This window comes from Achromobacter sp. T5-5, from assembly GCF_055397965.1.
In genome coordinates, this window is sequence record NZ_AP027919.1 from 4291207 (window position 1) to 4316984 (window position 25778).

Below are 25778 nucleotides of genomic sequence, written 5' to 3' on the forward strand. Positions count from 1 at the left end.
TCACCGCTCAGCTATATTAATTAACTATGTAACAAAATTGACGCACGCGTCCCGTTTTTTTTAAGCCATTAAGAAAAAGAAGGCTTTCCTTTTTTCTGGTCGGCGCTAGCGCCACGGGCTCAACTAACTACCGGGAACTACCGGAGTGCCTAAGCATCAATCGAACATCCGCTCGCATCGATGGGCACGCCAATGGCCACAATAATTTGCCACAATAATTATTAGATTACGGCATCCAAAATAGATTCCGGATACCACCCTACATTTTTCAAGTTCCTGCTACTGCTGGTCATCCAGAGGCCCCTGCTCTTGCCTGCCGGGCCTCTCGCAACGTGGCGGACAACCTTTGATTTTAGCGCATTTAGCGCATGCCGGCACCTTTCAAGACGGTCATGCGGCGGGACAGCTCAAGATAGCGCTTGCGGGCCTCGTCCGTGGCCAGGCCCGCCGCTGCCAGCTTGGCCATTTCGACCTTGGCCGAATCAAACTCGATGCGCCGCAGCGCGTCATCCCATTCCGTCTGCGGGTCCGGCAGATCCTCTTGCGACAAGATGTCCGCCCTCAGGCCTTTCAGCACGGTGGCAAGGTCCGAATCCGGTTCGGCCGCCTCCAGCAAGGCGCCGACGTGGCGTGCCCCGCTGGATTGCGCCAGCATGATCAGGTCCCTTACAAGACCTAGATGGGGGCCGTGGTCGATGACTTCAAGCTGCTGGTCTCCCATGGAATCGACCAACTCGGGATGGGCCAGCAGCAGACTGAGGAGGCGCTTGGCCAGCGACGGCATCGTGCGGCGGCCTTCGAAGCCGCCGACGTCGTTGTCACGGCGCCCCTTCCAGTTACCCTTGCCGCCCTTCCAATCGCCCTTGCCCTTCCAATCGCCCTTCGACTTCCAGTCACTTTTGGCCTTCCAGTCCTGCTTTTCGCCCTGCTGCCAGCCGCCGCCGCCGGGGATGGACTCGTCGCCGTGCGAGGCATACTGGCCATAATCCGTGAATTCGGATTCGTCTGCCGGAATGTCGTGGAATTCGTGGCCGCCGAAGTCATATCCCATGTCGGGCGCGCCGCCATCGGAGCCCGGCGAGCCGGCTGCAGCCGCTTCGCCCGCCCCCTGCGCCGGCCGGCCGGCGGGCGCAAAGGGTTTGGCGGGCTGCTGCGCCAGGACCTGGGCCATCTCCTCGGGCGTGAGCTGCACCAGCTTGGCCATTTCGCGTTCAATCTGCACGCGCAGCGCACATTCGGGGATGGCGGCCAGCAGGGGCTTGGCTTCGTGCAGGCAACTGGCACGACCTTCGGCCTCGGTCATGTTGTGACGCGACGCCAGCTCTTCCAGCAGGAAGCGCGACAGCGCCACGGCTTCGGCCAGGCAAGCCCGGAAAGCCTCGGCGCCGAGTTCGCGCACGTAGGAATCCGGATCGTGCTCGGCAGGAAGGAACAGGAACCGGATCGCAATATCGTCCCTGAGCACCGGCAGGCACGCCTGCAGGGCGCGCCACGCAGCCCGCCGCCCGGCCTTGTCGCCGTCGAAGCTGAAAATCACCTTGTCGCTGGCGCGCAAGAGCTTCTTGACATGATCCGGCGTGGTCGCGGTGCCAAGCGTGGCGACGGCATTGGCGATGCCCTGCTGGGCCAGCCCGACCACGTCCATGTAGCCTTCGACCACGATGACCTGCCCTTCCTGGCGGATGGCCTGGCGCGCTTCCCACAGTCCGTAGAGCTCCTGCCCTTTCGAAAACAGCGGGGTCTCGGGCGAGTTCAGGTACTTGGGCTCACCCTTGCCGATAATCCGGCCGCCGAATCCGATGAGGCTTCCCCGCGCATTGCGAATCGGGAACATGACGCGCTCGCGGAAGCGGTCGTAACGGCGCCCGTCTTCGGACTCGATGACAAGCCCGGACTCCACCAATGTGGGATCTTCGTAATTGGGAAATACCTGAGACAAGCCATGCCTGTCCGTGCCGGACCAGCCCAGGCCGAAATGCGCCGCGATTTCGCCGGTGAGGCCACGTTGCTTCAAGTAGCGCACGGCAGCGGGCGACGCGCGCAACTGCTTGAGGTAATGCGCCTGAGCGGCGTCCAGCACTTGCGTATGCCGGGATTCCTCGGCCTTGCGGCGCGCGGATTCCTGCTGCTGACGGGGACTGCGGTTTTCTTCGGGGACCGTCATTCCCGCCGATGCCGCGAGCGTACGCACGGCATCGGGGAAACTGGCGCCCGTATGTTCCATCAGGAAGGTGATGGCGCTGCCATGAGCTCCGCAGCCGAAGCAGTGATAGAACTGCTTGGTGGGACTGACAGTGAACGAGGGACTTTTTTCGTTATGAAAGGGGCACAGGCCAAGCAAGTTGGCCCCACCCTTTCGCAACTGCACATATCGCCCGACTATGTCGACGACGTCGACTCGGGCGAGCAAATCCTGGATGAATGATTCTGGAATCAATAGATTCGGGAATCAGAAATCAATACAGGCGCGGGGGCAGTTGTTGGCTACGGATGCGCTTGTAGTGGCGCTTCACGGCGGCGGCATGCTTGCGCTTGCGCTCGGCGGTGGGCTTCTCGTAGAACTCGCGCGAACGCAGCTCGGTGAGCAAACCGGTCTTTTCGATGGTGCGCTTGAAGCGGCGCAGAGCGGCTTCAAACGGTTCGTTTTCCTTCAGTCGAACGATAGGCATAAAGTAATTGGCCTGCTTGTAGGGTAACAAAAGTTGATGACAAACCTGGCTTGCTTTTCCAGCAACGCTGCGCGGACCCAGGTACGCGAAGACGGCCTTTGGCGACGGGACCTGACAACCAGGCCAGCCAACCACCAAAAGGCTAGTACCGCGATAACTAGGAACCTTGAAAGCGCAACCCAGGCATGCGATCACCCGGGTTTAAGCTGGCTGTTTCCGTTACCCAAAGACTACCCAGAGAGTAACAAGCCAAGTTCGGTTTAGCGATAACCAGCGATTCTAGCATGGTCATAGGTGGTTTGACTACTGAAAGGGCTTCCCAGCGCGCCGGGACCGCCCTTCGACCAAACCAGCTAGCCCTGGGAGCCCTTGCGTATCCAGGCTTCCAATTGATGGGGACGCAAGCTGTCGTAGTCTTCGAACGGCTGGTGGATCCAGGGATTGGTGGGCAGCTTTTCGACGTAGTAGTCGGGCGTGGCTAGGGAATGGCCTTTCCACCACAGCACGGCGCTGCGCAGTTCGGTGATGTCGGCAAACTGGCTCTTCAGGTGGTCGTAGACCTTGCTGAACGTCTTGCCGGTATCGACCATGTCGTCCACCAGCAACACTCGCCCGGACAGCGTGCCTCGGGTGATGGTGATGAACTGGGCGATATCCATGTCGCCCTGCTTGGTGCCTGCCGCCTCGCGATAGCTGCTGGTGGCGAGGATGCCGAGCGGCACGTCAAAAATGCGGGACATGACGTCGCCCACGCGCATGCCGCCGCGCGCCAGGCAAAGAATCTTGTCAAACTTCCAGCCCGACTGGTGCACCTGCAAAGTAAGGCGCTCGATCAAGCGGTTGTAATCGTCCCACGTTACCCACAGATGGCTATCGTCACTGGTCGGCGTGCTCATAGGCAAGCATCTCCTGCACAAAAATACGAAAAGGCCGCCGCCGGTATGACCGGCGGCGGCCTCGGGAATAATAACCCGATGTCAGCCCTTCAGGGGATGACGCAAAACAATGGTCTCGTTGCGGTCCGGGCCGGTGGACACCAGGTCGATCGGAACACCGCAGACTTCCGCCACGCGTTCCAGGTAGCGGCGGGCCGCGGCGGGAAGCTTGGCGTACTCGGTGATGCCGACCGTCGACTCGCTCCAGCCGGGCAGTTCTTCCAGGACGGGCTGCGCCTGGGCCACGGCGTGCGCGCCATAGGGCAGCACGTCGCGGAACTCGCCGTTGACGCGGTAGCCGACGCCGAGCTGGATGGTTTCCAGACCGTCCAGCACGTCCAGTTTGGTGATGCACAGGCCGGAAATGCCGTTCAGGCGCACCGAGCGCTTCAGGGCGGCGCCGTCGAACCAGCCGCAGCGACGCGGACGGCCGGTGACCGAACCGAATTCCTTGCCGATCGTGGCCAGGCGCGTGCCGATCTCGTCGACCAGTTCGGTGGGGAACGGACCGGAACCGACGCGCGTGGTGTACGCCTTGGTGATGCCCAGGACGTAATCCAGTTGCTGGGGACCCACGCCGGCGCCGGCCGAGGCCGCGCCCGCCACGCAGTTGCTGCTGGTGACGAAGGGGTAAGTGCCGTGGTCGACATCCAGCAGCGCACCTTGGGCGCCTTCGAACAGCAGGCGCTTGCCTTCCTGTTGCATGGCATACAGGTTGCTGGAGACGTCCTTGACCATCGGGGCGATGGCCGGGGCGAGCGCCATGGCCTGATCGCGCACTTCGTTGGCCGACACGGCTTCGGCGCCAAGGTACTGGGTCAGCACGAAGTTATGGTAATCCAGCACTTCGGCGAGCTTTTCATCGAACAGCGCGGGATTGAAGAGGTCTTGCACGCGCAGCGCGCGGCGGGCGACCTTGTCTTCGTAGGCCGGACCGATGCCGCGACCGGTCGTGCCGATCTTGCCCTCGCCCTTGCGGGCTTCGCGTGCCTTGTCGATGGCGACGTGGTACGGGAGGATCAGCGGGCAGATCTCGGAGATTTGCAGGCGCGAGCGCACGTCCAGGCCGGCCGCCTCAAGCTCTTCGATTTCCTTGAGCAGGGCTTCGGGGGACAGCACGACGCCATTGCCGATGAAGCAGGTGACACCGGGATGCATGATGCCCGACGGAATCAGGCGAAGAATCGTCTTCTTGCCGTTGATCCACAGCGTATGGCCGGCGTTGTGACCGCCCTGGAAGCGGACCACGCCCTGGACGGATTCCGCCAGCCAGTCGACGATCTTGCCTTTGCCCTCGTCACCCCACTGGGTGCCGATTACGACTACGTTCTTGCTCATGTTACGAATCAATATCGAGTTTCTCGGGAAATCCGGAAATCTCCCCGCGGCCCCCTCGTTTCCGAGAGGGAGTTAGTCACAGCGTTCTGACCGTCCAGACGCCATCCTGCAGCGCCAGCTCGCGATCGCAAACGAATTCGTCCTGATCCTGCTCGTGACCGGGCAATACCTGAACGACGATTTCCCCTGACCGGCGCAAGCGGCGAACCGCCTCGGTCAGGGCGGGGGCCTGCCCCCAGGGCGCGCGAACCGCTCGCGCCCTTTCCGCCGGCGGCAGACCCGCCGCCAGCTTGCGTAAATCCAGACTGAAGCCCGTCGCCGGACGCGCCCGGCCGAATGCACGACTGACGTCGTCATAGCGGCCGCCGCTGACCAGCGCGTCGTGCCAACCTTCGGCGTACAGGGCGAACTTCACGCCCGAGTGGTAGGCGTAGCCGCCGACATCGGCCAGGTCCACGCTGAACGACACGTTCGGCATGGCATCCACCAGCGACTGCAGCGCGTCGAGCGCCTCGGCCACGCCGGGCAACGACGGCAGTTCCCGGCGAGCGGTCTTCAGCACGTCCGGACCGCCGTACAGGGTGGGCAGCAATTGCAGCGCCTTGAGCGTTTCCGGTCGGATGCCGGGCGCCCGCGATGCGAGCTCGCCCAAACCGGGCACGTCCTTGTCGCGCATCAGCCGGATGGCGTCCTGCGCCAGCTCGGCAGCCGCCGGGTCGGACTTCAGGAGGGCGCGCAACACGCCCGGATGGCACAGATCCAGGCGCGGATTGCGCACGCCGGCGATTGCAACGGTTTCCAGCACGAGCTGGATGATTTCGAGGTCGGCTTCGAATCCGGCGTGGCCGTAGATTTCGGCGCCGATCTGCAGCAATTCACGGCTGGACAAGAGGTCCGAAGGCCGCGCATGCAACACGTTGCCGCAGTAGCACAGGCGGGTGACGCCCGCGCGGTTCAGCAAGTGCGCGTCGATGCGCGTGACCTGGGGAGTCATGTCCGCGCGCACGCCCAGCGTGCGGCCCGAGAGCTGGTCCACCAGCTTGCAGGTGCGCAGATCCAGATCGCTGCCGGTGCCCGACAGCAATGAATCGATGTACTCGACCAGGGGCGGCGCGACCAGCTCGAACCCGTAAGTACGGTAAAGATCGAGAAGTTCGCGGCGCAATTCCTCGATGCGCCGGGCCTCGGCCGGAAGTACGTCGGCAAGGCTCTCGGGCAGCAACCAGTTACCCATGAATGTTTACCTGAATAACGCCAAGTGATGCGTGGGCGTCGCCCAAACGAAAAAGCGGCTGAGGGGGCGTAAGCCCGCTCAGCCGCTGCGGAATGTTTTCTAGCTTACGCGGTATTGTACATGGTTCGGCCGACAGCGCCAGCCGGGTGGCGCACGCATGGCCGCAACCCGTCCCCAATACGGACGCACGATACGGCGCGCGCCAGATGCAGAAAAGCCCCTTGGAGAACCAGGGGGCTTTTCGTGCCTGCGGCGCGCTGGCGCTACCGCTTGCGCATCACTTGGCCGGCACAGTGACAGGCGCCAGCGCGGCGCCAGCCGGATCCTTCATGAACTGGAAGAAGCTGGAGCTGGGGTCGACCACCAGCACGTCGCCCGGCCTGGAGAACGAGGCGCGATAGGCTTCCAGGCTCTTGTAGTACGTGTAGAAGTCCGGGTTCTTGCCGTAAGCCTGGGAGTAGATCGCTGCCGCAGCGGCATCGCCCTCACCCATGATGCCCTGTGCCTTGGCGTACGCCTGGGCGACGATGACTTCGCGCTGGCGGTCGGCTTCGGCGCGGATCTTCTCGCCTTCGGCGGCGCCGATGGAACGCAGCTCGTTGGCGACGCGCGTGCGTTCGGCCTCCATGCGGCGGTACACCGATTCCGAGATCTCCGGCGCGAACTCGATCCGGCGCAGACGCACGTCGACGATCTGCACGCCAAGGGGCTCGGCGCGCTTGGCGACGTTGGTCAGGATTTCCGCCATGATCTTGTCGCGCTCGGTGGAGACGACATCCCGCACCGTGCGCACGTTGACCGACGCGTTCAGCGCGTCGCGGATCTGTGCTTGCAGGCGCTCTTGCGCCGCACGCTCATTGCCGCCGAACGTCACGTAGAACAGGCGGGGATCCGCGATGCGCCACTTGACGTAGGAATCGATCAGGAGGTTTTTCTTTTCCGACGTCTGGATACGCTCGGCTTCGTTGGTTTCGATGGTCAGAATGCGCTTGTCGAGCGTGACGACATTCTGGAACGGCGGCGGAAGTTTGAAATACAGGCCAGGTTCGCTGATGACCTTGCGGACCTCGCCGAGCGAGAACACCAGTGCGTAGTCGCGCTCGCGCACGACGAACACGCTGGAGGAAAGCAGGGCCAGCACGATGAGCAGGCCGACCAGGATGGGCATAAGACGATTCATGTTCGGGACTCCTCCGGATTAGCGCGACATACGGTCGCGGGGCAGCGTGTTGCTCGTGCTGCTGCCGGAAGGCTGCGGCGCCGGCGTGGCAGTGCCACGCGGAGGCTGGACAGGCGGAGAGACCAGAGCGGGCGAACCGGGATTGCCGACATTGGACTTGCCCCCGTCCTGAGCGGCCAGGTGCATGATCTTGTCCAGGGGCAGGTACAACATGTTGTTGTTGCTCTTGGTGTCGACCATAACTTTGCTGGCGCGCGTGAAGATGTCCTGCATGCTTTCCAGGTACATGCGCTGACGCATGACCAGGGGTGACTTCTCGTACTCGCCCAGGATGCTGGTGAAGCGCGACGTATTACCCTGCGCGTCGCCGACGACCTTGGCCTTGTAGCCTTCGGCCTGTTCGACCATGCGCGAGGCCTGACCGCTTGCAAGCGGCACGACCTGGTTGGCGTAGGCTTGGCCTTCGTTGATCTGGCGCTCGCGATCCTGGCCCGCCTTGACGGCGTCGTCGAACGCGGCCTGGACCTGCTCGGGCGGCTGCACGTTCTGGATGGCGACGGTGCTGACCTGCACGCCGGTCTGGTAGCGATCCAGGATCTGCTGCATCAGCGCCTGCACCTGCGAGGCGACGGTCGTACGGCCTTCGTACAGCACGAAGTCCATGGACTGCTTGCCCACGACTTCGCGCATCGCGGTTTCGGAGGCCTGGCGGACGGATTCGTCCGGGTCACGCGTCATGAAGAGGTAGTCAGGCGCGCCATCGGCGCGCAGACGGTACTGGACCACGAACTGCATGTCGACGATGTTCTCGTCCGTGGTGAGCATCAGCGCTTCAGGGAGGACCTTGTTGCGCGCACCGCCGCGGAAACCGACTTCGAACGTGCGCAGTTGCGACACGTTGACCATTTCATGGCTTTGGATCGGATACGGCAGGCGCCACTGGAAACCGGCTTGCGACGTGCTCTTGTATTTGCCGAACTGGGTCACGACCGCGACCTGGCCTTCTTGCACGATGTAGAAGCCGCTGGCCAGCCAGATGCCCACCGCGACCAGGGCGATGACGCCCAGGCCGATACGCGTGCCACGCGGGGAAGGCGGCGTCATGCCGCCACGATTGCCGGGCCGGTTGTTGCCGCCCCCGCCCTTGCGGCCGAACAGGTTGCCGATGCGATTATTGAAATCGCGCCAGACCTCGTCCAGGTCGGGTGGGCCGTCTCCGTCGCGCTGAGGCCGCTTGGGCGGCGGCTCGGAGCCATTGTTGTTTCCGCGACCCCAGCCGGGGTCATTCAGATTGAAGAGTTTGATAATTCGCGGCATTGTTTCCCACAATCTGTCCGGTCTCCGCAATTGCCCCGCGCAACGCGTCCAAACCGGCGCGCTCGGTGGCGCTTACAAATACTCGCGCAATCGTACCATGTGCATCGCGCTCGACCCGCGGTTCCAGTCCCGCCCGATCTATCTTGTTGTATACCAGAATGGTCGGAATCGCGGCAGCGCCGATTTCGGCGAGCACCTTGTTCACCTCGAAGATCTGCTCATCCCGTTGCGGACTGGCCGCATCCACCACATGCAGGAGCAGATCGGCGTGCACGGTTTCTTCAAGCGTGGCCCGGAAGGCGGCGATCAGGTTGTGGGGCAGGTCGCGGATGAAGCCGACCGTATCGGATATCACCACCGAACCCGCTCCTTCGACCCAGATGCGCCGCGTGGTCGTGTCCAGCGTGGCGAACAACTGGTCAGCGGCGTAGGCGTCTGCGCGGGTCAGGGCATTGAACAAGGTCGACTTGCCGGCGTTGGTATAGCCGACCAGCGACACCGACAGCGCCCCGCCCCGCGCGCGGGCGCGGCGTTGCGTGACGCGCTGGCGCTCGACCTTGTCCAGCCGCTCACGCAGCGTCTTGACCTTGGCGCCGATCATGCGGCGGTCCATTTCGAGCTGGGATTCGCCGGGGCCGCGCATGCCGATGCCGCCGCGCTGGCGCTCCAAGTGGCTCCACATGCGCGTCAGGCGCGTGGCCAGATGCTGGAGCTGCGCCAGTTCGACCTGCAGTTTCCCTTCGTGGCTCTTTGCGCGCAGCGCGAAGATGTCCAGGATGAGCGCAACGCGATCGACGACGCGCAGGTTGAAGACGCGCTCGAGGTTGCGTTGCTGGGCCGGCGACAAAGGCTGGTCGAAAAGGACGATATCCGCAAGCAAGGCCTGCGCCATCGCAACCCCCTCGTCGGCTTTGCCCGAGCCGATGAAGAACTTGGCGTCGGGACGGTCCCGACGGGCGGTCAGGGTGCCGACGATTTCGGCGCCCGCGCCCTTGGCCAGCATGGCGAATTCCTCGGCATGGGCCGTGAAGTCTGGGTCACCCAGATCCACGCTGATGATCAGAGCGCGCATACATGCACCATATTGGAGCCAAAGCGAAAATGCCCGCCGACGAGAACCGTCCGGCGGGCAATAAAAGGTAAAGCTGGAGCGAGATTACTCAGCAGGGACTTCCACTTGAAAATTGACGGCACGCGCGGGAACGACGGTGGAGATGGCGTGCTTGTAGACCATTTGGGTGACGGTATTGCGCAGCAACACGACGTACTGGTCGAAAGATTCGATTTGCCCTTGAAGCTTGATGCCGTTCACGAGATAGATCGACACGGGCACATGATCCTTGCGCAGCGTGTTGAGGAACGGATCTTGCAGAGTTTGCCCTTTATTGCTCATTGGCCAGGCTCCATTTGTTTGTTATTGAGTGGTGGCGTGCTTTTTGTACTGGTGGTGCACGCCGAAACACGTACTCTACAGGGTTTTCCCGGCCCGTGCTACTTGGCCGGGAAGCAAAAATGAGACCAGAGTTTTCCAGCTCAAACGCCCCTGAAAATCACGCCTGCAGTACCTGCGCAAGCGCTTCCAGCAGCAGGTCGCACTGCGTGTCGGTACCCACCGTGATGCGCAGGAACTGATCGATGCGCGCATGACGGAAATGTCGAACGATGATGCTGCGCTCGCGCAAGGCCGCGGCCAGCATCGCGGCGTCTTTCGAAGGGTGCCGCGCGAACACGAAGTTCGCGGCGGACGGCAGCACTTCGAAGCCCAGCGATTCCAGCCCCGTCGTCATGCGTGAGCGGGTTTCGATCACGGCGCAGCGGGTTTTCTCAAAGTACTCCGTATCTTCCAGGGCCGCTACTGCGCCGACGGATGCCAGCCGGTCGATGGGGTAGGAGTTGAAACTGTTCTTTACCCGCTCGAGTCCGTCGATCAGCGCGGCGCTGCCGACGGCGAACCCCACCCGCAGGCCCGCGAGCGAGCGGGACTTCGAGAGCGTCTGCACAACGAGCAGGTTGTCGTAGCGCGAGACGAGCGGGATGACCGATTCCGCGCCGAAATCCACGTAGGCTTCGTCGACGACGACCACCGTGTCGGGATTGCCGGCAACGATGCGTTCGACCTCGGCGGCGGCAAGCGCTCGGCCGGTGGGCGCGTTGGGATTCGGGAAGATGATGGCGCCCGCCTGTCCGTGGCGCGCGGGCAGGTAGTCTTCCACATCGATGCGGAAGTCCGCGGTGAGCGGCATCGTTTCGAAATCGATGGCGTACAGACCGCAATACACCGGATAGAAGCTGTAGGTGATGTCCGGGAACCGCAGAGGCCGATCATGCTTGAGCAGGGCCAGGAAAGCGTGCGCCAGGACTTCGTCGGAACCATTGCCCACGAACACCTGCCCCGGCTGCACGCCGACGGTCGAGGCGATGGCCTGGCGCAGGCGATCGGAGGAAGGATCCGGATAAAGCTTGAGCGTGTCGTCGCAGGCCTCGCGGATCGCATCGAGCACCTTGGGCGAAGGCCCGTAAGGATGCTCGTTGGTGTTCAGCTTGACCAGGTTCTGAAGCTTGGGCTGCTCGCCCGGGACATAGGGACTGAGCGTCCCGACTACGGGACTCCAGAAACGGCTCATGGATCAGCTTTCCTGCGCGTAGGGGTTGTGCGAAGACTTGAATTCGATGCGCAGCGGCGTGCCGGCCAGGTCGAACGCATTGCGGAATCGCGTTTCGAGATAGCGGCGGTACGAGTCGGGAATCGCGTCCAGCGCATTGCCGTGGATGACCACCAGCGGCGGGTTCTGGCCGCCCTGGTGCGCGTAGCGCATCTTGGGGCGGAAGATGCCCTTGCGGGGAGGCTGCTGCTGCTCGACCGCAAGCTGCAGCTCGCGCGTGAGCTTGGGCGTGGACAGCTTGGCGAACGCGGCGGCGTGCGCGGCATTGATGGACTTGAGCAAAGGCTTGATGCCCTGCCCGCGCAGCGCGGAAATCGTGTGCACGCGCGCGAACGACAGGAATCGCAGCTTGCGATTGAACTCGCGCTCGATGCGTTCCTTTTCTTCGCTGTCCAGGCCGTCCCACTTGTTGACGGCCACCACTACCGCACGGCCGGTTTCCAGCACGAACCCGGCGATGTGCGCGTCCTGCTCGGAGATTTCGGTCTGCGCGTCCAGCATGAGCAGCACGACGTTGCTGGCCTCGATGGCCTGCAAGGTCTTGATGACGGAGAACTTTTCGACCGCCTCGAACACCTTGCCGCGCTTGCGCAGGCCGGCCGTGTCGATCAGCGTGTAACGCCGGCCGTCGCGGTCGAAATCGATTTCGATGGCGTCGCGCGTGGTGCCGGGCATGTCGAAGGCGATGACGCGCTCTTCGCCCAGGAAGGTGTTGATCAGCGTGGACTTGCCCACGTTCGGGCGACCGACGATTGCCAGCTTGATGCGGTGATCGTGCTCGCCTTCTTCGGCAGGCTCGGCTTCAGCGGGCGGTTCGGCCAGGTCCTTGAGCGCCAGTTCGATCAGGTCGACGATGCCGTCGCCGTGCGCCGCCGAAATGGGGTAAGGCTGGCCCAGGCCGAGCTCGTGGAACTCGGCGATGGCGGGCCCCAGGCCCATGCCTTCGGCCTTGTTCACGGCCAGCAGGACGCGTTGCTGGCCCGACTTGCGCAGGAGCTTGGCGATTTCGTGGTCGTGCGCATTGAGGCCGGCTCGCGCGTCCACCAGGAACACGACGACGTCCGCCTCGGCGATGGCCTGGCGCGTCTGGCGGGCCATTTCCAGCAGGATGCCATCCTTCGCGACGGGCTCGAAGCCACCCGTATCGATGGCGATGAACGGAATATCGCCCACCCTGCCCTCGCCGTAATGGCGATCGCGGGTCAGGCCGGAATAATCGGCCACCAGCGCGGCGCGCGATCGCGTCAGGCGATTGAAAAGGGTCGATTTCCCCACATTGGGGCGGCCGACCAGGGCAACGACAGGCTTGAAAGACACGGTGTAAGGGTTTTGCTTTATGGGTTTCAGTTGGTGCCGATCATGACGAGATTGCCATTGCCCGTCTGGACCAGCACGCCTTGGGGGGTCGTTTGCGGCGGCGAAACGATGGCGCCTCCGCCCACGGACAGGCGCGCCATCAGGCTGCCGTCGCTGCGCGACAGGAAGTGCATGTATCCGTCCAGGTCGCCCACTGCCAGCGCTCCCCCCAGCATAGCCGGTGCGGTGAGCTGGCGGTTCTTCAGGGCGGCCTGTTTCCAGAGATTGCCCCCATTATCCAGCGCAAATGCGTTTACCACACTGTTCTGGTCGGCGGAATAGGCAAATCGGTCGTCCAGCGTGAGGCCGCTGACGCTGGAGAAGTCCTTTGCCCAGAGCGGACGGCCGCCGGCGGTGACGTCGAAGCAGACAATGCGTCCCTGATAGGCGACCGCGCACAGCAGGTTGCCGGCAATGCGCGGGGCGCCGACCACGTCGGTCAGCCGTTCCAGGTCGCTGGCGCCGCGGGGCGTGGCCACGGTGCCTTCCCATTGAACGTTACCGCTGTTGGAAGCGATGGCCATGAGCTTGCCGCCGGGCAGGCCGGTGATCACCAGGCCTTCGGCCAGCACCATCTGCGACACGCTGCGCAAGGCGAGCGAGGGCCCGGGGCGCTGCACGCTCCAGACGCGTTCGCCGCTGTTGGCGTCGAATGCCTGGATGCGATAGTCGCCGCTACGCACGACGACGATGCCATAGCCGACGACCGGCGGAATGCTGACGTCGCTGGTGGCGCGGACCTTCCACTTGACCTTGCCCGTGTCGTCGAAAGCGATGACGTCGCCACTGGGCGAGGCCACGGCGGTGGTGGTGCCGTCGCTGCCCGCGCCGGCGGACAACTTGCCGTCGACGTCAGCCTTCCAGATGACGCGGCCGCTCTGCAGATCGAACTTGCCCACGGAGCCGTCAGGCGTGGCGGCGTAGATGGCGTCCCCGAGCACGGTGGGCGCGAAACCCAGGCCCGAGCCGCTGCCGATCGACGTGGACCAGACCTGGCGCACGGACATGCCGGCCTTGTATTCGGTCAGGGGAGCGGGGTCGTAGCGGCCGTCATCATGGGAAAACATGCCGCAACCGCCCAGGGCCAGCAGGCTGGCCAGCAAAACGGCGCCGCGCCACGTGCGGCCAGGTGCAAATTTACGCATTACAGTCACGCTCCGCTCAAGGCATCCAGTTTCAGTTGCACAACCTGGGTCAGGGGATTGGCCTGGCCCAGGCCATCGATGGCGCTCTGCCATGCCGCGCGGGCCTCGTCACGCTTGCCTTGCGCAGCCAGGACATCGCCACGGCGGTCGGCGAACAAGGCGGCAAAGGCTGCCGGCGGGTTGTTCAACTGCGCCAGGGCGGCATCGTATTGCTTCTGGTCCAGCATCATGCCCGCCAGGCGCAAGCGCGCCACGGCCTGCATGGACGGGTTCTTGTTCTGGCCGGCCAGCCATTCGAGCTGTTCGCGCGCGCCGGCGTCATCTTTCTGGGCCTGCAGCGCCTGAGCGGCCACGAGGGCGCCGCGGGCGGCATAGCCGGTGTTCGGATACTTTTCGCGCAGCGTCGCGGCGGCCGTCTTGATGCGCACCGCGGAATCGGCGCCACCCAGGCGGGCCGCATCTTCGAGAGCCTCGAAGTAACCCATGGCCTGGTTGGCGCGATGCGATTCATACGCCTTCCAGCCCCACCAGCCGCCCCAGGCCAGGAGCACGACCGTCACCAGCGTGAGTACGAGCGTCCCGTAGCGGGCCCACCACGCCTTGATCGCGTCGAGTTTTTCCTGTTCTTCCAGATCGTATGCCATGCCTTAACCCTTGTTGTTCAATGCGTCGGCCAGCTTCGCCAGCGGCACCTGCTGCTGGGCCGCCTCGCCCTGTTCCTGCGCGCGCAGGAACTTGACGCTGGCGGTCTGCGTAGCCACTTCGTCGGCGCCAAGAATAACCGCAACGCGGGCGCCGCTGGCGTCCGCGCGCTTGAATTGCGACTTGAAGCCCGCCGATCCGGCATGCACGATGACCGACAGACCCGCGTCGCGCAGGTCTTCGCCGACGCGCGCGGCCAGGCGCTGCGCCTCTTCGCCCTGGTGCACGACATAGACGTCGCACTCGGCGGGCGCGGCGATATCGACGCTCTGCTCCCACAGGTCGAGCAGGCGTTCCATGCCGATGGCAAAGCCCACGGCGGGCGCCGGCTTGCCGCCCAGCAGTTCGACCAGGCCGTCATAGCGGCCGCCGCCGCAGACCGTGCCCTGCGAGCCGAGGCGATCCGTGACCCACTCGAAAACGGTGAGGTTGTAGTAGTCCAGGCCGCGCACCAGACGCGGGTTCAGGCGGTACTCGATGCCGGCGTCGGTCAGGCGCTGGCACACGCCTTCGAAGTGCGCGCGGGATTCTTCGCCCAGGAAGTCGAACAGGCGCGGCGCGCTGTCCGCCATCTCCTGCATGGCGGGATTCTTCGTGTCCAGCACGCGCAGCGGGTTGCTGTACATGCGGCGCTGGCCGTCTTCGTCGAGGACGTCGCGGTGCTTTTCCAGATGCTGGATCAGGGCGGCGCGATGCGCGGCGCGCTCGGCGGGCTGGCCCAGCGAATTCAGTTCGAGGCGCACGTCCTTCAGGCCCAGCAGTTTCCAGAGTCGGGCCAGCATGACGATGAGTTCCGCGTCCACGTCGGGACCGGCGAAACCGAGCGCTTCGACGTCGATCTGGTGGAACTGGCGGTAGCGGCCGCGCTGCGGGCGCTCGTGGCGGAACACGGGGCCGATGGAGTAGACGCGCTGCGGGCGGTCATAGAGCAGGTTGTGTTCGATGGAGGCACGCACGATGCCCGCGGTCATCTCGGGGCGCATGGTCAGCGACTCGCCGTTGAGCGCGTCGGTGAACGTGTACATTTCTTTTTCGACGATGTCGGTGACTTCACCGATGCCGCGCGCGAACAGGCGCGTATGCTCAAGCACGGGCGTACGCACATTGCGATAGCCATAGCCGCGCAGCCAGCCGCGCACGATTTCCTCGAATTGCTCCCAGCGGGCGCTCGCCCCCGGAAGCAGGTCATTCATGCCGCGTATGGCGGCGACTTTCTGGAAAGCTTGAGTCATCTTGATCATGCCGCGCCGCGCGCCGGGAAGCGCGCCAGCGGCTACACCCTTACTTTAGTGAGAGGCGAGCGCGCCATAGCGGCGCGCAACGTATTCTTCAACGATGGCCTGGAACTCTTCGGCGATATGGTCGCCCTTGAGCGTGACCGTCCGCTCGCCGTCAACGAACACAGGCGCGGCCGGCACTTCGCCGGTGCCCGGCAGGCTGATGCCGATGTCGGCGTGACGGCTTTCGCCCGGCCCATTGACCACACAGCCCATCACCGCGACGTTCATGCTCTCGACGCCGGGGTACTGCGTGCGCCACACGGGCATCTGCCGGCGCAGGAACGACTGAATGCTGTCGGCCAATTCCTGGAAGAACGTGCTGCTGGTGCGGCCGCAACCCGGGCAGGCGACGACCATGGGCGTGAAGGCGCGCAGGCCCATGGTCTGCAGGATTTCCTGCGCGACGATGGCTTCGCGGCTGCGCTCGCCGCCCGGTTCGGGCGTGAGCGAAATGCGGATGGTGTCGCCGATGCCCTGCTGCAGCAGCACGGCCAGCGCGGCCGTGGAAGCCACGATGCCCTTGCTGCCCATGCCGGCTTCGGTCAGGCCCAGATGGAGCGGGTAGTCGCAACGGGCGGACAGGTCGCGATAGACGGCGATCAGGTCCTGGACGTGGCTGACCTTGCACGACAGGATGATGGCGTCGCGCCGCAGGCCGAGTTCTTCGGCGCGCTGGGCATTGCTGATGGCCGACACGACCAGCGCGTCGCGCATGACGGCTTGCGCTTCCCACGGCTGGGCGCGACGGCTGTTTTCGTCCATCTTGCGCGCCATGAGTTCGTGATCGAGGCTGCCCCAGTTGACGCCGATGCGCACCGGCTTGTCATAGCGGCAGGCGACTTCGATCATTTGCGCGAAGTTATCGTCGCGGCGTTTGCCGCCGCCCATGTTGCCGGGGTTGATGCGGTACTTGGACAGCGCCTGGGCGCACTCCGGGAATTGCGTCAGCAGCTTGTGGCCGTTGTAGTGGAAGTCCCCCACCAGCGGCACGTTCACGCCCATGCGGTCGAGCTGTTCGCGGATGGCGACGACTTCGCGGGCCGCTTCGGGCGTGTTCACCGTGATGCGCACCAGTTCGGAGCCGGCCTGGGCCAACTCTTTGACCTGGATGGCGGTGGCGATGGCGTCCGCGGTGTCGGTGTTGGTCATGGACTGGACCACGACCGGGGCGTCGCCGCCCACGGTGACGACGCGATCGCCCCACTTCACCGCGACGGAGCGCGTGGCGCGGCGCGCCGCGGCCCCCACCGGGGGAGGCGGCGCATCCTGGCAAGGCAGAGAAGAATCTTGCATCGGGTGGAACCGGGTTACTTGGTCGGTTTGGGCAGCCAGTCGGCCGGCAGCCAGTGCTGCGGCAACCAGCCTTGCCAGAAGGCATACGCCACGCCAGCGGCCAGCACCAGCACGATGGCGATGAGCCATCCCCAGGACGTCGTGGACGAGCGGTCGTCGTCGGCGCTGGATTGCGGAATGGAATGCGCCGAGTGCAGAGAACTCGGGCTCAGCTTGGCCGGGCCGGTGGCGCGGGCCTTGGGATCGAGCGAATCGACGATGGCCTGCGCATCGGCGCCCAGCAGGCGCGCGTAGTTGCGGACCAGGCCGCGCAAGGAAACGCCGGTGGGCAGGTTGTCCCACTGCTCGTTTTCAAGGGCTTCGATCTGCTTGGTGGAAAACTTGATGCGGCTGGACACTTCGTCGAGCGACCAGCCCTTGGACTGGCGCAAGCCGCGCAATGCGGCGCCCACGCTGCCCGAGGCGCCGGCGGACGGTTCGGAAACTGCAGAAGCGATATCCTGCGTCATGCGTGCACCTGTCTGATTGGTATGGTCTGGCGCTGTGCGGCGTTGCGCTCGGTGATCCGAGTGCGGTCGCGCACCTCTCCGGCCAGTTGGCCGCAAGCCGCATCGATGTCGTCGCCCCGGGTCTTGCGGACCGTCGTGATGATGCCGGCGTCCATGAGACGCTGGGCAAACACTTTCACCCGCGCCGAGCTCGAGCGCTTCAGGCCGGACGCGGGGAAGGGGTTGAACGGGATCAGGTTGAGCTTGCAGCGCACCTGGCGTGCAATGTGGATCAGTTCCTTGGCGTGCTGGTCGGTGTCGTTGATGCCGTCCAGCATGCAGTATTCGAATGTGATGAAGTCGCGCGGGGCGAACGCCAGGTAGCGTTCGCAAGCGGCCAGCAACTCCTTCAGCGGGTACTTCTTGTTCAGCGGCACCAGTTCGTCGCGCAGCGCGTCGTTGGGCGCGTGCAGCGATACGGCCAGCGCCACGGGACAGTCCTGCGACAGGCGGTCCATCATGGGGACCACGCCGGAGGTGGACACCGTGACGCGGCGGCGCGACAGGCCATAGGCGTTGTCGTCCAGCATGAGACGCAGGGCCGGCAGGACCTGGTCGTAGTTGAGCAGGGGTTCGCCCATGCCCATCATGACGACGTTGCTGATGACGCGGGTGTCTTCGGTGGCGCGGGCGCCTTCCAGGCGGGCGGTGCCGATGTCGGCTTCGAGCACGCGCTTGGCCCACCACAACTGGCCGATGATCTCGCTGGTCTTCAGGTTGCGGTTGAAGCCCTGGTGCCCGGTCGAGCAGAAGCGGCAATTCACCACGCAGCCAGCCTGGCTGGAAATGCACAGCGTGCCGCGGTCGTCTTCGGGAATGAAGACGGTTTCGATGGCATTGCCCTGCCCCACGTCGAACAGCCACTTGCGGGTGCCGTCGGCCGAGCGCTGCTCGATGTTGACGGGCAACGCCTCAATGCGGCAGTGCGTGGCCAGTTGGCCGCGGAATTCGCGGGCCAGGTCGGTCATGGCGTCGAACGAATCGGCGCCGCGCTGGTGCATCCAGCGCTGCAACTGGCGGGCACGAAACGGCTTGCCGCCCCACTGTCCGACCAGTTCGGACAGGGCGGAGCTGTCCAGCCCCAGCAGATTGATTCGTTCGACGGATTCCATAACCAGGTAAAACCAAAACAGAAGCTAGAGCTAAAGCCAGAGCCAAGACAAAGACTGACGCCGAGGCCTGGACTGAAGCTGAAGCGATCTCAACAACTCAAGCCAAAAATCAACGGCTGTGGATGTTGATTTCGGGGAAGAAGAAAGCCACTTCGACGGCAGCCGTTTCCGGGGCATCCGAGCCGTGGACGGCGTTGGCGTCGATGCTGTCGGCGAAGTCGGCGCGGATGGTGCCCGGGGCGGCCTTCTTGGGGTCGGTGGCGCCCATCAGGTCGCGGTTCTTCTGGATGGCGTCTTCGCCTTCCAGGACTTGCACGAACACGGGGCCCGAGATCATGAAGTCGACCAGGTCCTTGAAGAAGGGGCGTTCCTTGTGCACGGCGTAGAAACGCTCGGCGTCGGCGCGCGACAGCTGGGCCAGGCGGGCGGCGATGACCTTCAGGCCGGCTTGCTCGAAACGGCCGACGATCTGGCCGATCACGTTCTTGGCGACGGCGTCGGGCTTGATGATCGAGAGGGTGCGTTGGATGGACATAAAAGACTCCGAAAACTGATTTCTGACGGGTTTCTAGTTAATTGCCTGGCGGGGCTCTGCGCTTGGCGATGCCGCCCTTCGATGCCACCGTTCGGTGCCGTCTACGAGCGTGTCGCGCCCTTGGCGCGCAGGCGATCCGAAACGAATGGGTGCCTCGGGCCGCTCTGTTCCACCTACCAGGACAGGATTCGACACTGCCGACCTGTCGGAGGCGTCCCGGATTGCCTGCGGGATTCCGGATGCGGGTGAATCTGGACGATTCTGCGCGCATTTCCGAAGGAATCCTCAATGAATTCAGGGACTTCTAAAAGGTTTACAGTAACCCGGTATTCTAACACGCTGAGAAGACCGCATTACATCTTAAAATGAGCGGTTTGCTGCCCGCGTCCTATCCGGGCGCCCCTGTCTGCCGGAACTTAGTAATGACTCAAGCTGCTCCCCCGAACGCCGCGCCCATCGCCGGCGAAACCCCGGAACTCTCCAAGAGCTTCGAACCCTCCGAACTGGAATCCCGCTGGTATGCCGAGTGGGACAAGCGCGGCTACTTCGCCGGCGGCCAGCACGTAGAAACGGGGACGGAAAGCCAGCCCTACGTCATCCAGTTCCCGCCGCCCAACGTGACCGGCACGCTGCACATGGGCCACGCGTTCAACCAGACCATCATGGACGGGCTGATCCGCTACCACCGCATGTCCGGCGACGACACCGTGTTCATCCCGGGCACCGACCACGCCGGCATCGCCACGCAGATCGTCGTTGAAAGACAGCTCGACGCGCAAAAGGTTTCGCGCCACGACCTGGGCCGCGAAAAGTTCGTCGAGAAAGTGTGGGAATGGAAGGAAAAATCCGGCAGCGCCATCACCGAGCAGGTGCGCCGCCTGGGCGCGTCGGCCGACTGGCCGCGCGAGTACTTCACCATGGACGAGCGCATGTCGCGCGGCGTGGTGGAAACCTTTGTCCGCCTGCATAAACAGGGACTGATCTACCGCGGCAAGCGCCTGGTCAACTGGGACCCCAAGCTGCTGACGGCCGTTTCCGACCTGGAAGTCCAGTCCGAAGAGACCGATGGCCACATGTGGCACATCCTCTACCCCTTCGTCGATGGCCCGCAAACCATCGTCGACAAGGACGGCCAGACGGTCACGCTGCGCGGCATGACCATCGCCACCACCCGCCCCGAGACCATGCTGGCCGACGGCGCCCTGTGCGTCCACCCCGACGACCCCCGTTACAAGCACCTGGTCGGCAAGGAAGTCGAACTGCCGCTGTGCGACCGCAACATTCCCATCATCGCCGACGATTTCGTCGACCCGGCCTTCGGCACGGGCTGCGTGAAGATCACCGGCGCGCATGATTTCAACGACTACGCCTGCGCGATGCGCCACGATCTGCCGCTGATCGTGATCTTCACGCTGGACGCGCACATCAACGAGAACGGCCCCAAGCAGTTCCAGGGCATGGAACGCTACGAGGCGCGCAAGGCCGTTGTGGCGCAACTGGAAGCCGAAGGCTATCTGGTCAAGGTCGAGCCGCACAAAATGATGCAGCCCAAGGGCGACCGCACTGGCGTCGTGCTGGAGCCCATGCTGACCGATCAGTGGTTCGTGGCCATGAGCAAGCCCGCGCCGGAAGGCACGCTGAATCCCGGCAAGAGCATCACCGAGGTCGCGCTCGAAGTGGTGGCCGACGGCCGCATCCAGTTCTACCCCGAGAACTGGACCACCATCTACAACCAGTGGCTCAACAACATCCAGGATTGGTGCATTTCGCGCCAGCTCTGGTGGGGCCACCAGATTCCAGCGTGGTATTCGGAAGACGGCCAGGTGTTCGTCGCCCACGACGAAGCCGAAGCCATCGAACAGGCCCGCGCCGCCGGCGTGTCGGGCCCGCTCACGCGCGATCCGGACGTGCTGGACACCTGGTTCTCGTCGGGCCTGGTGCCCTTCACCACGCTGGGCTGGCCGGAAAACACGCCGGACCTGCAGCGCTATCTGCCCTCCAGCGTCCTGGTCACGGGCTTTGACATCATCTTCTTCTGGGTGGCGCGCATGGTCATGCTGACCACGCACATGACCGGCCAGATTCCGTTCAAGCACGTCTATGTGCACGGCTTGATCCGCGACGCCGACGGCCAGAAGATGAGCAAGTCCAAGGGCAACACGCTGGACCCGGTGGACCTGATCGACGGCATCGACCTGGACGGCCTGGTGGCCAAGCGCACCTACGGCCTGATGAACCCCAAGCAGGCCGGCGCGATCGAAAAAGCGACACGCCGCCAGTATCCGGACGGCATCCCCGCCTACGGCACCGACGCGCTGCGCTTCACGATGGCCGCCTACGCCACGCTGGGCCGCAACATCAATTTCGACCTCAAGCGTTGCGAGGGCTACCGCAACTTCTGCAACAAGCTGTGGAACGCCACGCGCTTCGTGCTGATGAACACCGAAGGCCACGACCTGACGGTGACAGACGCCGGCGAGCTGTCCTTCGTCGACCGCTGGATCGTCAGCCAGATGCAGACCCTGGAAGCCGACGTGGCGCGCGGCTTTGCCGACTACCGCTTCGACAACATCGCCAACGCGCTCTACCGCTACGTGTGGGACGAGTACTGCGACTGGTACCTGGAACTGGCCAAGGTGCAGATCCAGACCGGCACGCCGGCCCAGCAACTCGGCACGCGCCGCACGCTGATCCGCGTGCTGGAATGCGTGCTGCGCCTGGCCCATCCGATCATTCCGTTCATCACGGAAGAGCTGTGGCAGAAGGTGTCCGTCGTGGCGGGCAAGCGCAAGGAAGGCGTCGCCGACAGCGTCAGCGTGCAGCCCTATCCGAAGGCCAATCCGCAAGCCGTGGACGCGGCCGCCGAGGCCGCGGTGGCCGAACTGAAGGCGCAGGTCGAGGCCGTCCGTGCGCTGCGCGGCGAGATGAACCTGTCGCCCGCCCAGAAGGTGCCGCTGTGCGCCCAGGGCGACGCACCCATGCTGACCCGCAACGCGCCGTACCTGGCCGCGCTGGCCAAGCTGAGCCAGGTTGAGGTGCTGGACGCCCTGCCCGACGCCGGCGCCCCTGTGCAGGTCGTGGGTTCCAGCCGCCTGATGCTGCACGTTGAAGTCGACGTGGCGGCCGAGCGTGTGCGCCTGGACAAGGAGATCGCACGCCTGACCGGCGAGATCGCCAAGGCCCAGGGCAAGCTGTCCAACGCCAGCTTCGTCGAACGCGCCCCCGCGGCCGTGGTCGAACAGGAGAAGGCGCGCATGGCGCAGTTTGGCGAGACCCTGCAGAAGGTGCAGGAGCAGCGCGCCAAGCTGGGGGACTGATCTCCGCTTCGCGCGCAGCAACCCAGAAGCCCCGGACACGTTCCGGGGCTTTTGTTTTGTTTGCCGCGCAGACTGGGATCCGGCGCATCGCGGGCGCAGGCGCAGGCGCGTGACGGCGACGTGCGGCCGATGACGGACAGGCGGGGCGGAGACCCCTGCGGAAAAATCAGGGGGAAACGGCCGGCGGAGACGTCAGGCGGCGTCGGTCGGCTTGGAAGCGCCGGCCGTGGAAGGCGCGGTGTCGGCGCCTGACGCCTTGCGCGGCCGGCGGCGGCGGGAAGGCGTCGTGTCGGCAGGAAGCGGCGACCCGGCCAGCTCGGCCAGGAAACGCTCATCCAGCTTGTTCAGCCAGCCCTTGGCTCGGGCCGCATCGATGAGCTCGGGCCGCCGCGCCGCGGTCAACGCCAGCGAGCGCTCACGGCGCCAACGCGCGATATTGGCATGATGCCCGCTCAACAAGGGCGCCGGCACCGGCTCGCCCTCATAGACTTCCGGGCGCGTGTAGTGCGGGCTGTCCAGCAGACCGGACAAGGTGTCGTTGAACGAATCCTGCAGGGCGGAGTCACCATCATTGAGCACGCCGGGCAAGAGGCGCACGGCGGCATCGATCACCGCGAGCGCGGCGATCTCTCCGCCGGACAGCACGAAGTCGCCCAGGGAGATTTCATGGGTGACGCAGCGATCGATGAACCGCTGGTCGACGCCTTCGTAGCGGCCGCAGATGAGGATGAGGCCATCGCTGGCGGCCAGGGCTTCGGCGCCCGCCTGGTCATAGCGCCGGCCAACGGGGGCCAGCAGCGCGACCGGCGCGGGATCCAGGCCTTGTTCGGCGCGGGATCGCTGAGCCGCACTCACGGCGGCCTCCAGGGGGCCGGCCATCATGACCATGCCCGGACCCCCGCCGTAGGGGCGGTCGTCCACGGTGCGATGCACGTCGTGGGTGAAATCGCGCGGATTCCAGGTGCGCAACTGCCACCGGCCCTGGGCATGGGCCCGGCCGGTGACGCCGAGGTCGCGCACCACCCCGAACATCTCGGGGAACAGCGTAACGACGTCGATACGCATCAGAAATCCGCGGGCCAATCGCTGTCGATGCGGCGAGCAGCCAGATCGACGGCGTGGATGTGCGCGCGTACGAACGGAACGAGCATTTCGGCGGGCCGGCCTTTGGCGTCCAGCAGGGTCTCGGGACCTTGGTCCCCAGCCTTCTGGAGCTGGACCTTCAACACGGCATGTGCACCGTTGTCGAGGACCTCGCTTACCACGCCTATCAGCGCGGGTTCGCCGTTGGCGCTGGAATACAGCGCGCAACCGATGAGATCGACCCAGTAGTATTCGTCTTCCTCGGGCGCGGGGAATGACCCGCGCGGCGCCTGCACGGTATGCCCGCGCAGCGCCTCGGCCTGGTCGCGATCCGTGATGCCCTGCAGTTGCGCCACCACGGTGGCGCCCTGCGAACGGGCTTGCAGGACCTTAATTGCGACAGGTGCAGACGCGACAGCGCCCCGCGCCAATTCAGGCACAGGGCGAGTCAACCACCATTGAGACGCTGAGAGCAGCACTTCGGCGTTGGCCGAATGCGGCTGCACTTTAACCCAGCCTTTCACACCGTAGGCTGCAGTGATGCGGCCAAGCTCGACCAAATCCGTGGGCGCCGCGTTGGAGGTTGCGGCATCAGGCATGTATCGTGCTCTTTATCGGGCTTAGATAGCTATGAATCAGCTATGAATGGTAGCTTTCAAGCGTGTAGCTTTCAGCGTGGAAAAACCAGCAGCTCGCGTATCAGCATCAGCCAAGAGTATCAGCCAAAAATACGCGACGCGGGCAATCAGGCCGCAGCGGAAACCTTGGCCGAGTATTCCTTGACCAGACGCTCGACGGCGGGCGACAGTTGCGCGCCGGTGCCGGTCCAGTACTGCACGCGATCCAGCGCAATGCGCAGGTTTTCCGTGCCTTCGCTAGCCACGGGGTTGTAAAAACCCACGCGCTCGATAAAACGGCCATCGCGACGGTTACGCGAATCGGTGGCCACCAGGTTGTAGAACGGACGCTTCTTGGACCCACCGCGGGCCAGGCGAATCACCACCATAGGTAATCCCTTGAATTAGTTGTGAAAAACGGGAAATTCTAGCACTGATTAAAGCCTGCTGGCAAATGGGAGTGCTGAATTCTGCGATGCGGCGCGATTTATATCCTAAAACACCACATCCGGGTATTCTACAAAACAAGGGCCCAGGCCCGCCGCAGCCCGAAGTGTAGCCTCCCCGCGCTGCTTGTGCCTGCAAACAGCCCGTTTTAATGCGTTTGAGCAGTTGTTGCGTCTGAAGAGCAATCTGATTGGAGCGATCGGATTCATGTCGACCCGCGCAAAACTCTACGCCACGTCTTTGCTGGTCGCCGTCCAGCGACCGCTTTCTCGCCCTCCCCGCCTCCCTGCCCGGCGTCCGGACTTATCGGACCATGCGGCTACGTCCCTGCTTTTTGCCCCACTTCCCCCCCCACGAACTACCTTTCACTGGAGTGTGCACATCATGAAGAACCAAAAATCAGTCTTCGCTCCCGTCGCGCGCCTGGCTGTGGCTGGACTACTGGCGGGATCACTTGCGTTGCCTACTGGCGCGTCCGCGCGCGTGATCGGCGCCGCACTGACCACGGCGTCGGGCCAGGTCACGGCGGTGGACCCGGCCAGCCGGACGATCACGCTGCGCGGCGCCGATGGCAACACCGTGGAAATCGTTGCCGGGCCGGACATTCGCAACTTCCAGCAAATCAAGCCGGGGGACACGTTGACGCTGGACTATTACGAGTCCGTGGCGGTGGACGTGCGCCCGGCGGGCTCCGGCGCGCCGGAGGTCGTGACCGAGACTGCGGCCACCCGCGCGGCCAAGGGCGCGATGCCGGGCGGCGCCATTGGCCGGCAGACCACGATCACGGCCGAGATCTGGCATATCAATCGCAGCGCGAATCTGGTCATATTGAAGGGCCCCCAGGGCGGCAGACGCACCATCCAGGTCCGAGACCCGGCCCTGCGTGAAAAGCTTCAGCAGCTCAAGGAAGGCGATCTGGTGGACTTCACGGTCACCCAGGCGGTCGCCGCGGCCATCCACAGATAGACGGCGCGGCATGAAACAAGGCCCGCGATGAGCGGGCCTTG

At 64.3% G+C, this 25778-nt stretch carries 23 protein-coding genes; 2 read left to right on the forward strand and 21 right to left on the reverse strand.

Annotated elements, in window-relative coordinates; all coding sequences use genetic code 11:
- Positions 1-361: 361 nt before the first annotated feature.
- From dnaG to ndk, 18 genes are all read right to left on the reverse strand, one after another.
- Positions 362-2437 carry a DNA primase gene (dnaG, locus tag ACZ50Q_RS19475; protein ID WP_464079329.1) on the reverse strand — a complete coding sequence of 692 codons (2076 nt, stop codon included), beginning with the start codon at positions 2435-2437 and terminating at the stop codon, positions 362-364.
- Between the two features lie 19 nt (positions 2438-2456).
- A complete protein-coding gene (gene rpsU, locus ACZ50Q_RS19480) occupies positions 2457-2669 on the reverse strand; it encodes a 30S ribosomal protein S21 (RefSeq protein ID WP_006218592.1) in 213 nt (70 codons plus the stop codon).
- 353 nt (positions 2670-3022) lie between these two features.
- A complete protein-coding gene (locus ACZ50Q_RS19485; RefSeq protein WP_076519917.1) occupies positions 3023-3565 on the reverse strand; it encodes a phosphoribosyltransferase in 543 nt (180 codons plus the stop codon).
- Between the two features lie 81 nt (positions 3566-3646).
- A complete protein-coding gene (locus tag ACZ50Q_RS19490; RefSeq protein WP_056315722.1) occupies positions 3647-4942 on the reverse strand; it encodes an adenylosuccinate synthase in 1296 nt (431 codons plus the stop codon).
- Between the two features lie 76 nt (positions 4943-5018).
- Positions 5019-6176: an ATP phosphoribosyltransferase regulatory subunit gene (locus tag ACZ50Q_RS19495; RefSeq protein WP_092582232.1), complete on the reverse strand. Its 1158-nt coding sequence runs from the start codon at positions 6174-6176 to the stop codon at positions 5019-5021.
- A 277-nt stretch (positions 6177-6453) separates the two neighbouring features.
- Complete coding sequence (hflC, locus tag ACZ50Q_RS19500; RefSeq protein ID WP_076519915.1) at positions 6454-7356, reverse strand: protease modulator HflC; 903 nt, start codon at positions 7354-7356, stop codon at positions 6454-6456.
- Between the two features lie 18 nt (positions 7357-7374).
- Complete coding sequence (gene hflK, locus ACZ50Q_RS19505) at positions 7375-8673, reverse strand: FtsH protease activity modulator HflK (protein WP_464079330.1); 1299 nt, start codon at positions 8671-8673, stop codon at positions 7375-7377.
- Positions 8639-9745 (reverse strand): GTPase HflX, encoded by a 1107-nt coding sequence (gene hflX / locus ACZ50Q_RS19510; RefSeq protein ID WP_464079331.1) that lies wholly within the window; start codon positions 9743-9745, stop codon positions 8639-8641. The genes hflK and hflX overlap by 35 nt, the downstream gene beginning before the upstream one ends.
- A gap of 84 nt (positions 9746-9829) precedes the next feature.
- Positions 9830-10066 carry an RNA chaperone Hfq gene (gene hfq / locus ACZ50Q_RS19515; RefSeq protein ID WP_006218585.1) on the reverse strand — a complete coding sequence of 79 codons (237 nt, stop codon included), beginning with the start codon at positions 10064-10066 and terminating at the stop codon, positions 9830-9832.
- A gap of 157 nt (positions 10067-10223) precedes the next feature.
- Positions 10224-11297: a histidinol-phosphate transaminase gene (gene hisC / locus ACZ50Q_RS19520; protein WP_464079332.1), complete on the reverse strand. Its 1074-nt coding sequence runs from the start codon at positions 11295-11297 to the stop codon at positions 10224-10226.
- Between the two features lie 3 nt (positions 11298-11300).
- Entirely contained in the window at positions 11301-12653 is a 1353-nt protein-coding gene (gene der / locus ACZ50Q_RS19525; RefSeq protein WP_076519911.1) for a ribosome biogenesis GTPase Der, read from the reverse strand.
- Between the two features lie 26 nt (positions 12654-12679).
- Complete coding sequence (gene bamB, locus ACZ50Q_RS19530; protein ID WP_464079333.1) at positions 12680-13837, reverse strand: outer membrane protein assembly factor BamB; 1158 nt, start codon at positions 13835-13837, stop codon at positions 12680-12682.
- A gap of 5 nt (positions 13838-13842) precedes the next feature.
- On the reverse strand, positions 13843-14481 hold the full coding sequence (locus ACZ50Q_RS19535) for a YfgM family protein (RefSeq protein ID WP_076519909.1): 639 nt from the start codon (positions 14479-14481) through the stop codon (positions 13843-13845).
- Positions 14482-14484: 3 nt separating this feature from the next.
- Positions 14485-15771, reverse strand: coding sequence for a histidine--tRNA ligase (gene hisS, locus ACZ50Q_RS19540; protein ID WP_092582276.1), 1287 nt, complete (start codon positions 15769-15771; stop codon positions 14485-14487).
- 54 nt (positions 15772-15825) lie between these two features.
- Positions 15826-17112, reverse strand: coding sequence for a flavodoxin-dependent (E)-4-hydroxy-3-methylbut-2-enyl-diphosphate synthase (gene ispG, locus ACZ50Q_RS19545; RefSeq protein ID WP_056315698.1), 1287 nt, complete (start codon positions 17110-17112; stop codon positions 15826-15828).
- Between the two features lie 14 nt (positions 17113-17126).
- Positions 17127-17621, reverse strand: coding sequence for a helix-turn-helix domain-containing protein (locus ACZ50Q_RS19550; RefSeq protein ID WP_076519907.1), 495 nt, complete (start codon positions 17619-17621; stop codon positions 17127-17129).
- Positions 17618-18772, reverse strand: coding sequence for a dual-specificity RNA methyltransferase RlmN (gene rlmN, locus ACZ50Q_RS19555; RefSeq protein ID WP_464079334.1), 1155 nt, complete (start codon positions 18770-18772; stop codon positions 17618-17620). The genes ACZ50Q_RS19550 and rlmN overlap by 4 nt, the downstream gene beginning before the upstream one ends.
- A 109-nt stretch (positions 18773-18881) precedes the next feature.
- Positions 18882-19307, reverse strand: a complete 426-nt coding sequence (gene ndk, locus ACZ50Q_RS19560) for a nucleoside-diphosphate kinase (RefSeq protein WP_076519905.1) — start codon at positions 19305-19307, stop codon at positions 18882-18884.
- A 422-nt stretch (positions 19308-19729) separates the two neighbouring features.
- Between ndk and ACZ50Q_RS19565 the strand changes: the two genes are divergently transcribed.
- Entirely contained in the window at positions 19730-22624 is a 2895-nt protein-coding gene (locus tag ACZ50Q_RS19565) for a valine--tRNA ligase (protein WP_464079335.1), read from the forward strand.
- A 192-nt stretch (positions 22625-22816) separates the two neighbouring features.
- Here ACZ50Q_RS19565 and trmD read toward each other — a convergent pair whose 3' ends face one another.
- From trmD to rpsP, 3 genes are all read right to left on the reverse strand, one after another.
- Positions 22817-23689 carry a tRNA (guanosine(37)-N1)-methyltransferase TrmD gene (gene trmD / locus ACZ50Q_RS19570; RefSeq protein ID WP_464079336.1) on the reverse strand — a complete coding sequence of 291 codons (873 nt, stop codon included), beginning with the start codon at positions 23687-23689 and terminating at the stop codon, positions 22817-22819.
- A complete protein-coding gene (gene rimM / locus ACZ50Q_RS19575; protein WP_092582240.1) occupies positions 23689-24306 on the reverse strand; it encodes a ribosome maturation factor RimM in 618 nt (205 codons plus the stop codon). Before rimM ends, trmD begins: the two co-directional genes overlap by 1 nt.
- A gap of 146 nt (positions 24307-24452) precedes the next feature.
- Entirely contained in the window at positions 24453-24713 is a 261-nt protein-coding gene (gene rpsP, locus ACZ50Q_RS19580; RefSeq protein WP_008165084.1) for a 30S ribosomal protein S16, read from the reverse strand.
- 442 nt (positions 24714-25155) lie between these two features.
- Between rpsP and ACZ50Q_RS19585 the strand changes: the two genes are divergently transcribed.
- Entirely contained in the window at positions 25156-25737 is a 582-nt protein-coding gene (locus ACZ50Q_RS19585; protein ID WP_092582241.1) for a hypothetical protein, read from the forward strand.
- The last annotated feature ends 41 nt before the right edge of the window (positions 25738-25778 follow it).

Bases quoted from the DNA above. Each gene is read 5' to 3' on its own strand.
- rpsU (WP_006218592.1), bottom strand. From the start codon at position 2,669: ATGCCTATCGTTCGACTGAAGGAAAACGAACCGTTTGAAGCCGCTCTG.
- ACZ50Q_RS19485 (WP_076519917.1), bottom strand. From the start codon at position 3,565: ATGAGCACGCCGACCAGTGACGATAGCCATCTGTGGGTAACGTGGGAC.
- ACZ50Q_RS19490 (WP_056315722.1), bottom strand. From the start codon at position 4,942: ATGAGCAAGAACGTAGTCGTAATCGGCACCCAGTGGGGTGACGAGGGC.
- ACZ50Q_RS19495 (WP_092582232.1), bottom strand. From the start codon at position 6,176: ATGGGTAACTGGTTGCTGCCCGAGAGCCTTGCCGACGTACTTCCGGCC.
- hflC (WP_076519915.1), bottom strand. From the start codon at position 7,356: ATGAATCGTCTTATGCCCATCCTGGTCGGCCTGCTCATCGTGCTGGCC.
- hflK (WP_464079330.1), bottom strand. From the start codon at position 8,673: ATGCCGCGAATTATCAAACTCTTCAATCTGAATGACCCCGGCTGGGGT.
- hflX (WP_464079331.1), bottom strand. From the start codon at position 9,745: ATGCGCGCTCTGATCATCAGCGTGGATCTGGGTGACCCAGACTTCACG.
- hfq (WP_006218585.1), bottom strand. From the start codon at position 10,066: ATGAGCAATAAAGGGCAAACTCTGCAAGATCCGTTCCTCAACACGCTG.
- hisC (WP_464079332.1), bottom strand. From the start codon at position 11,297: ATGAGCCGTTTCTGGAGTCCCGTAGTCGGGACGCTCAGTCCCTATGTC.
- bamB (WP_464079333.1), bottom strand. From the start codon at position 13,837: ATGCGTAAATTTGCACCTGGCCGCACGTGGCGCGGCGCCGTTTTGCTG.
- ACZ50Q_RS19535 (WP_076519909.1), bottom strand. From the start codon at position 14,481: ATGGCATACGATCTGGAAGAACAGGAAAAACTCGACGCGATCAAGGCG.
- hisS (WP_092582276.1), bottom strand. From the start codon at position 15,771: ATGACTCAAGCTTTCCAGAAAGTCGCCGCCATACGCGGCATGAATGAC.
- ispG (WP_056315698.1), bottom strand. From the start codon at position 17,112: ATGCAAGATTCTTCTCTGCCTTGCCAGGATGCGCCGCCTCCCCCGGTG.
- ACZ50Q_RS19550 (WP_076519907.1), bottom strand. From the start codon at position 17,621: ATGACGCAGGATATCGCTTCTGCAGTTTCCGAACCGTCCGCCGGCGCC.
- rlmN (WP_464079334.1), bottom strand. From the start codon at position 18,772: ATGGAATCCGTCGAACGAATCAATCTGCTGGGGCTGGACAGCTCCGCC.
- ndk (WP_076519905.1), bottom strand. From the start codon at position 19,307: ATGTCCATCCAACGCACCCTCTCGATCATCAAGCCCGACGCCGTCGCC.
- ACZ50Q_RS19565 (WP_464079335.1), top strand. From the start codon at position 19,730: ATGACTCAAGCTGCTCCCCCGAACGCCGCGCCCATCGCCGGCGAAACC.
- trmD (WP_464079336.1), bottom strand. From the start codon at position 23,689: ATGCGTATCGACGTCGTTACGCTGTTCCCCGAGATGTTCGGGGTGGTG.
- rimM (WP_092582240.1), bottom strand. From the start codon at position 24,306: ATGCCTGATGCCGCAACCTCCAACGCGGCGCCCACGGATTTGGTCGAG.
- rpsP (WP_008165084.1), bottom strand. From the start codon at position 24,713: ATGGTGGTGATTCGCCTGGCCCGCGGTGGGTCCAAGAAGCGTCCGTTC.
- ACZ50Q_RS19585 (WP_092582241.1), top strand. From the start codon at position 25,156: ATGAAGAACCAAAAATCAGTCTTCGCTCCCGTCGCGCGCCTGGCTGTG.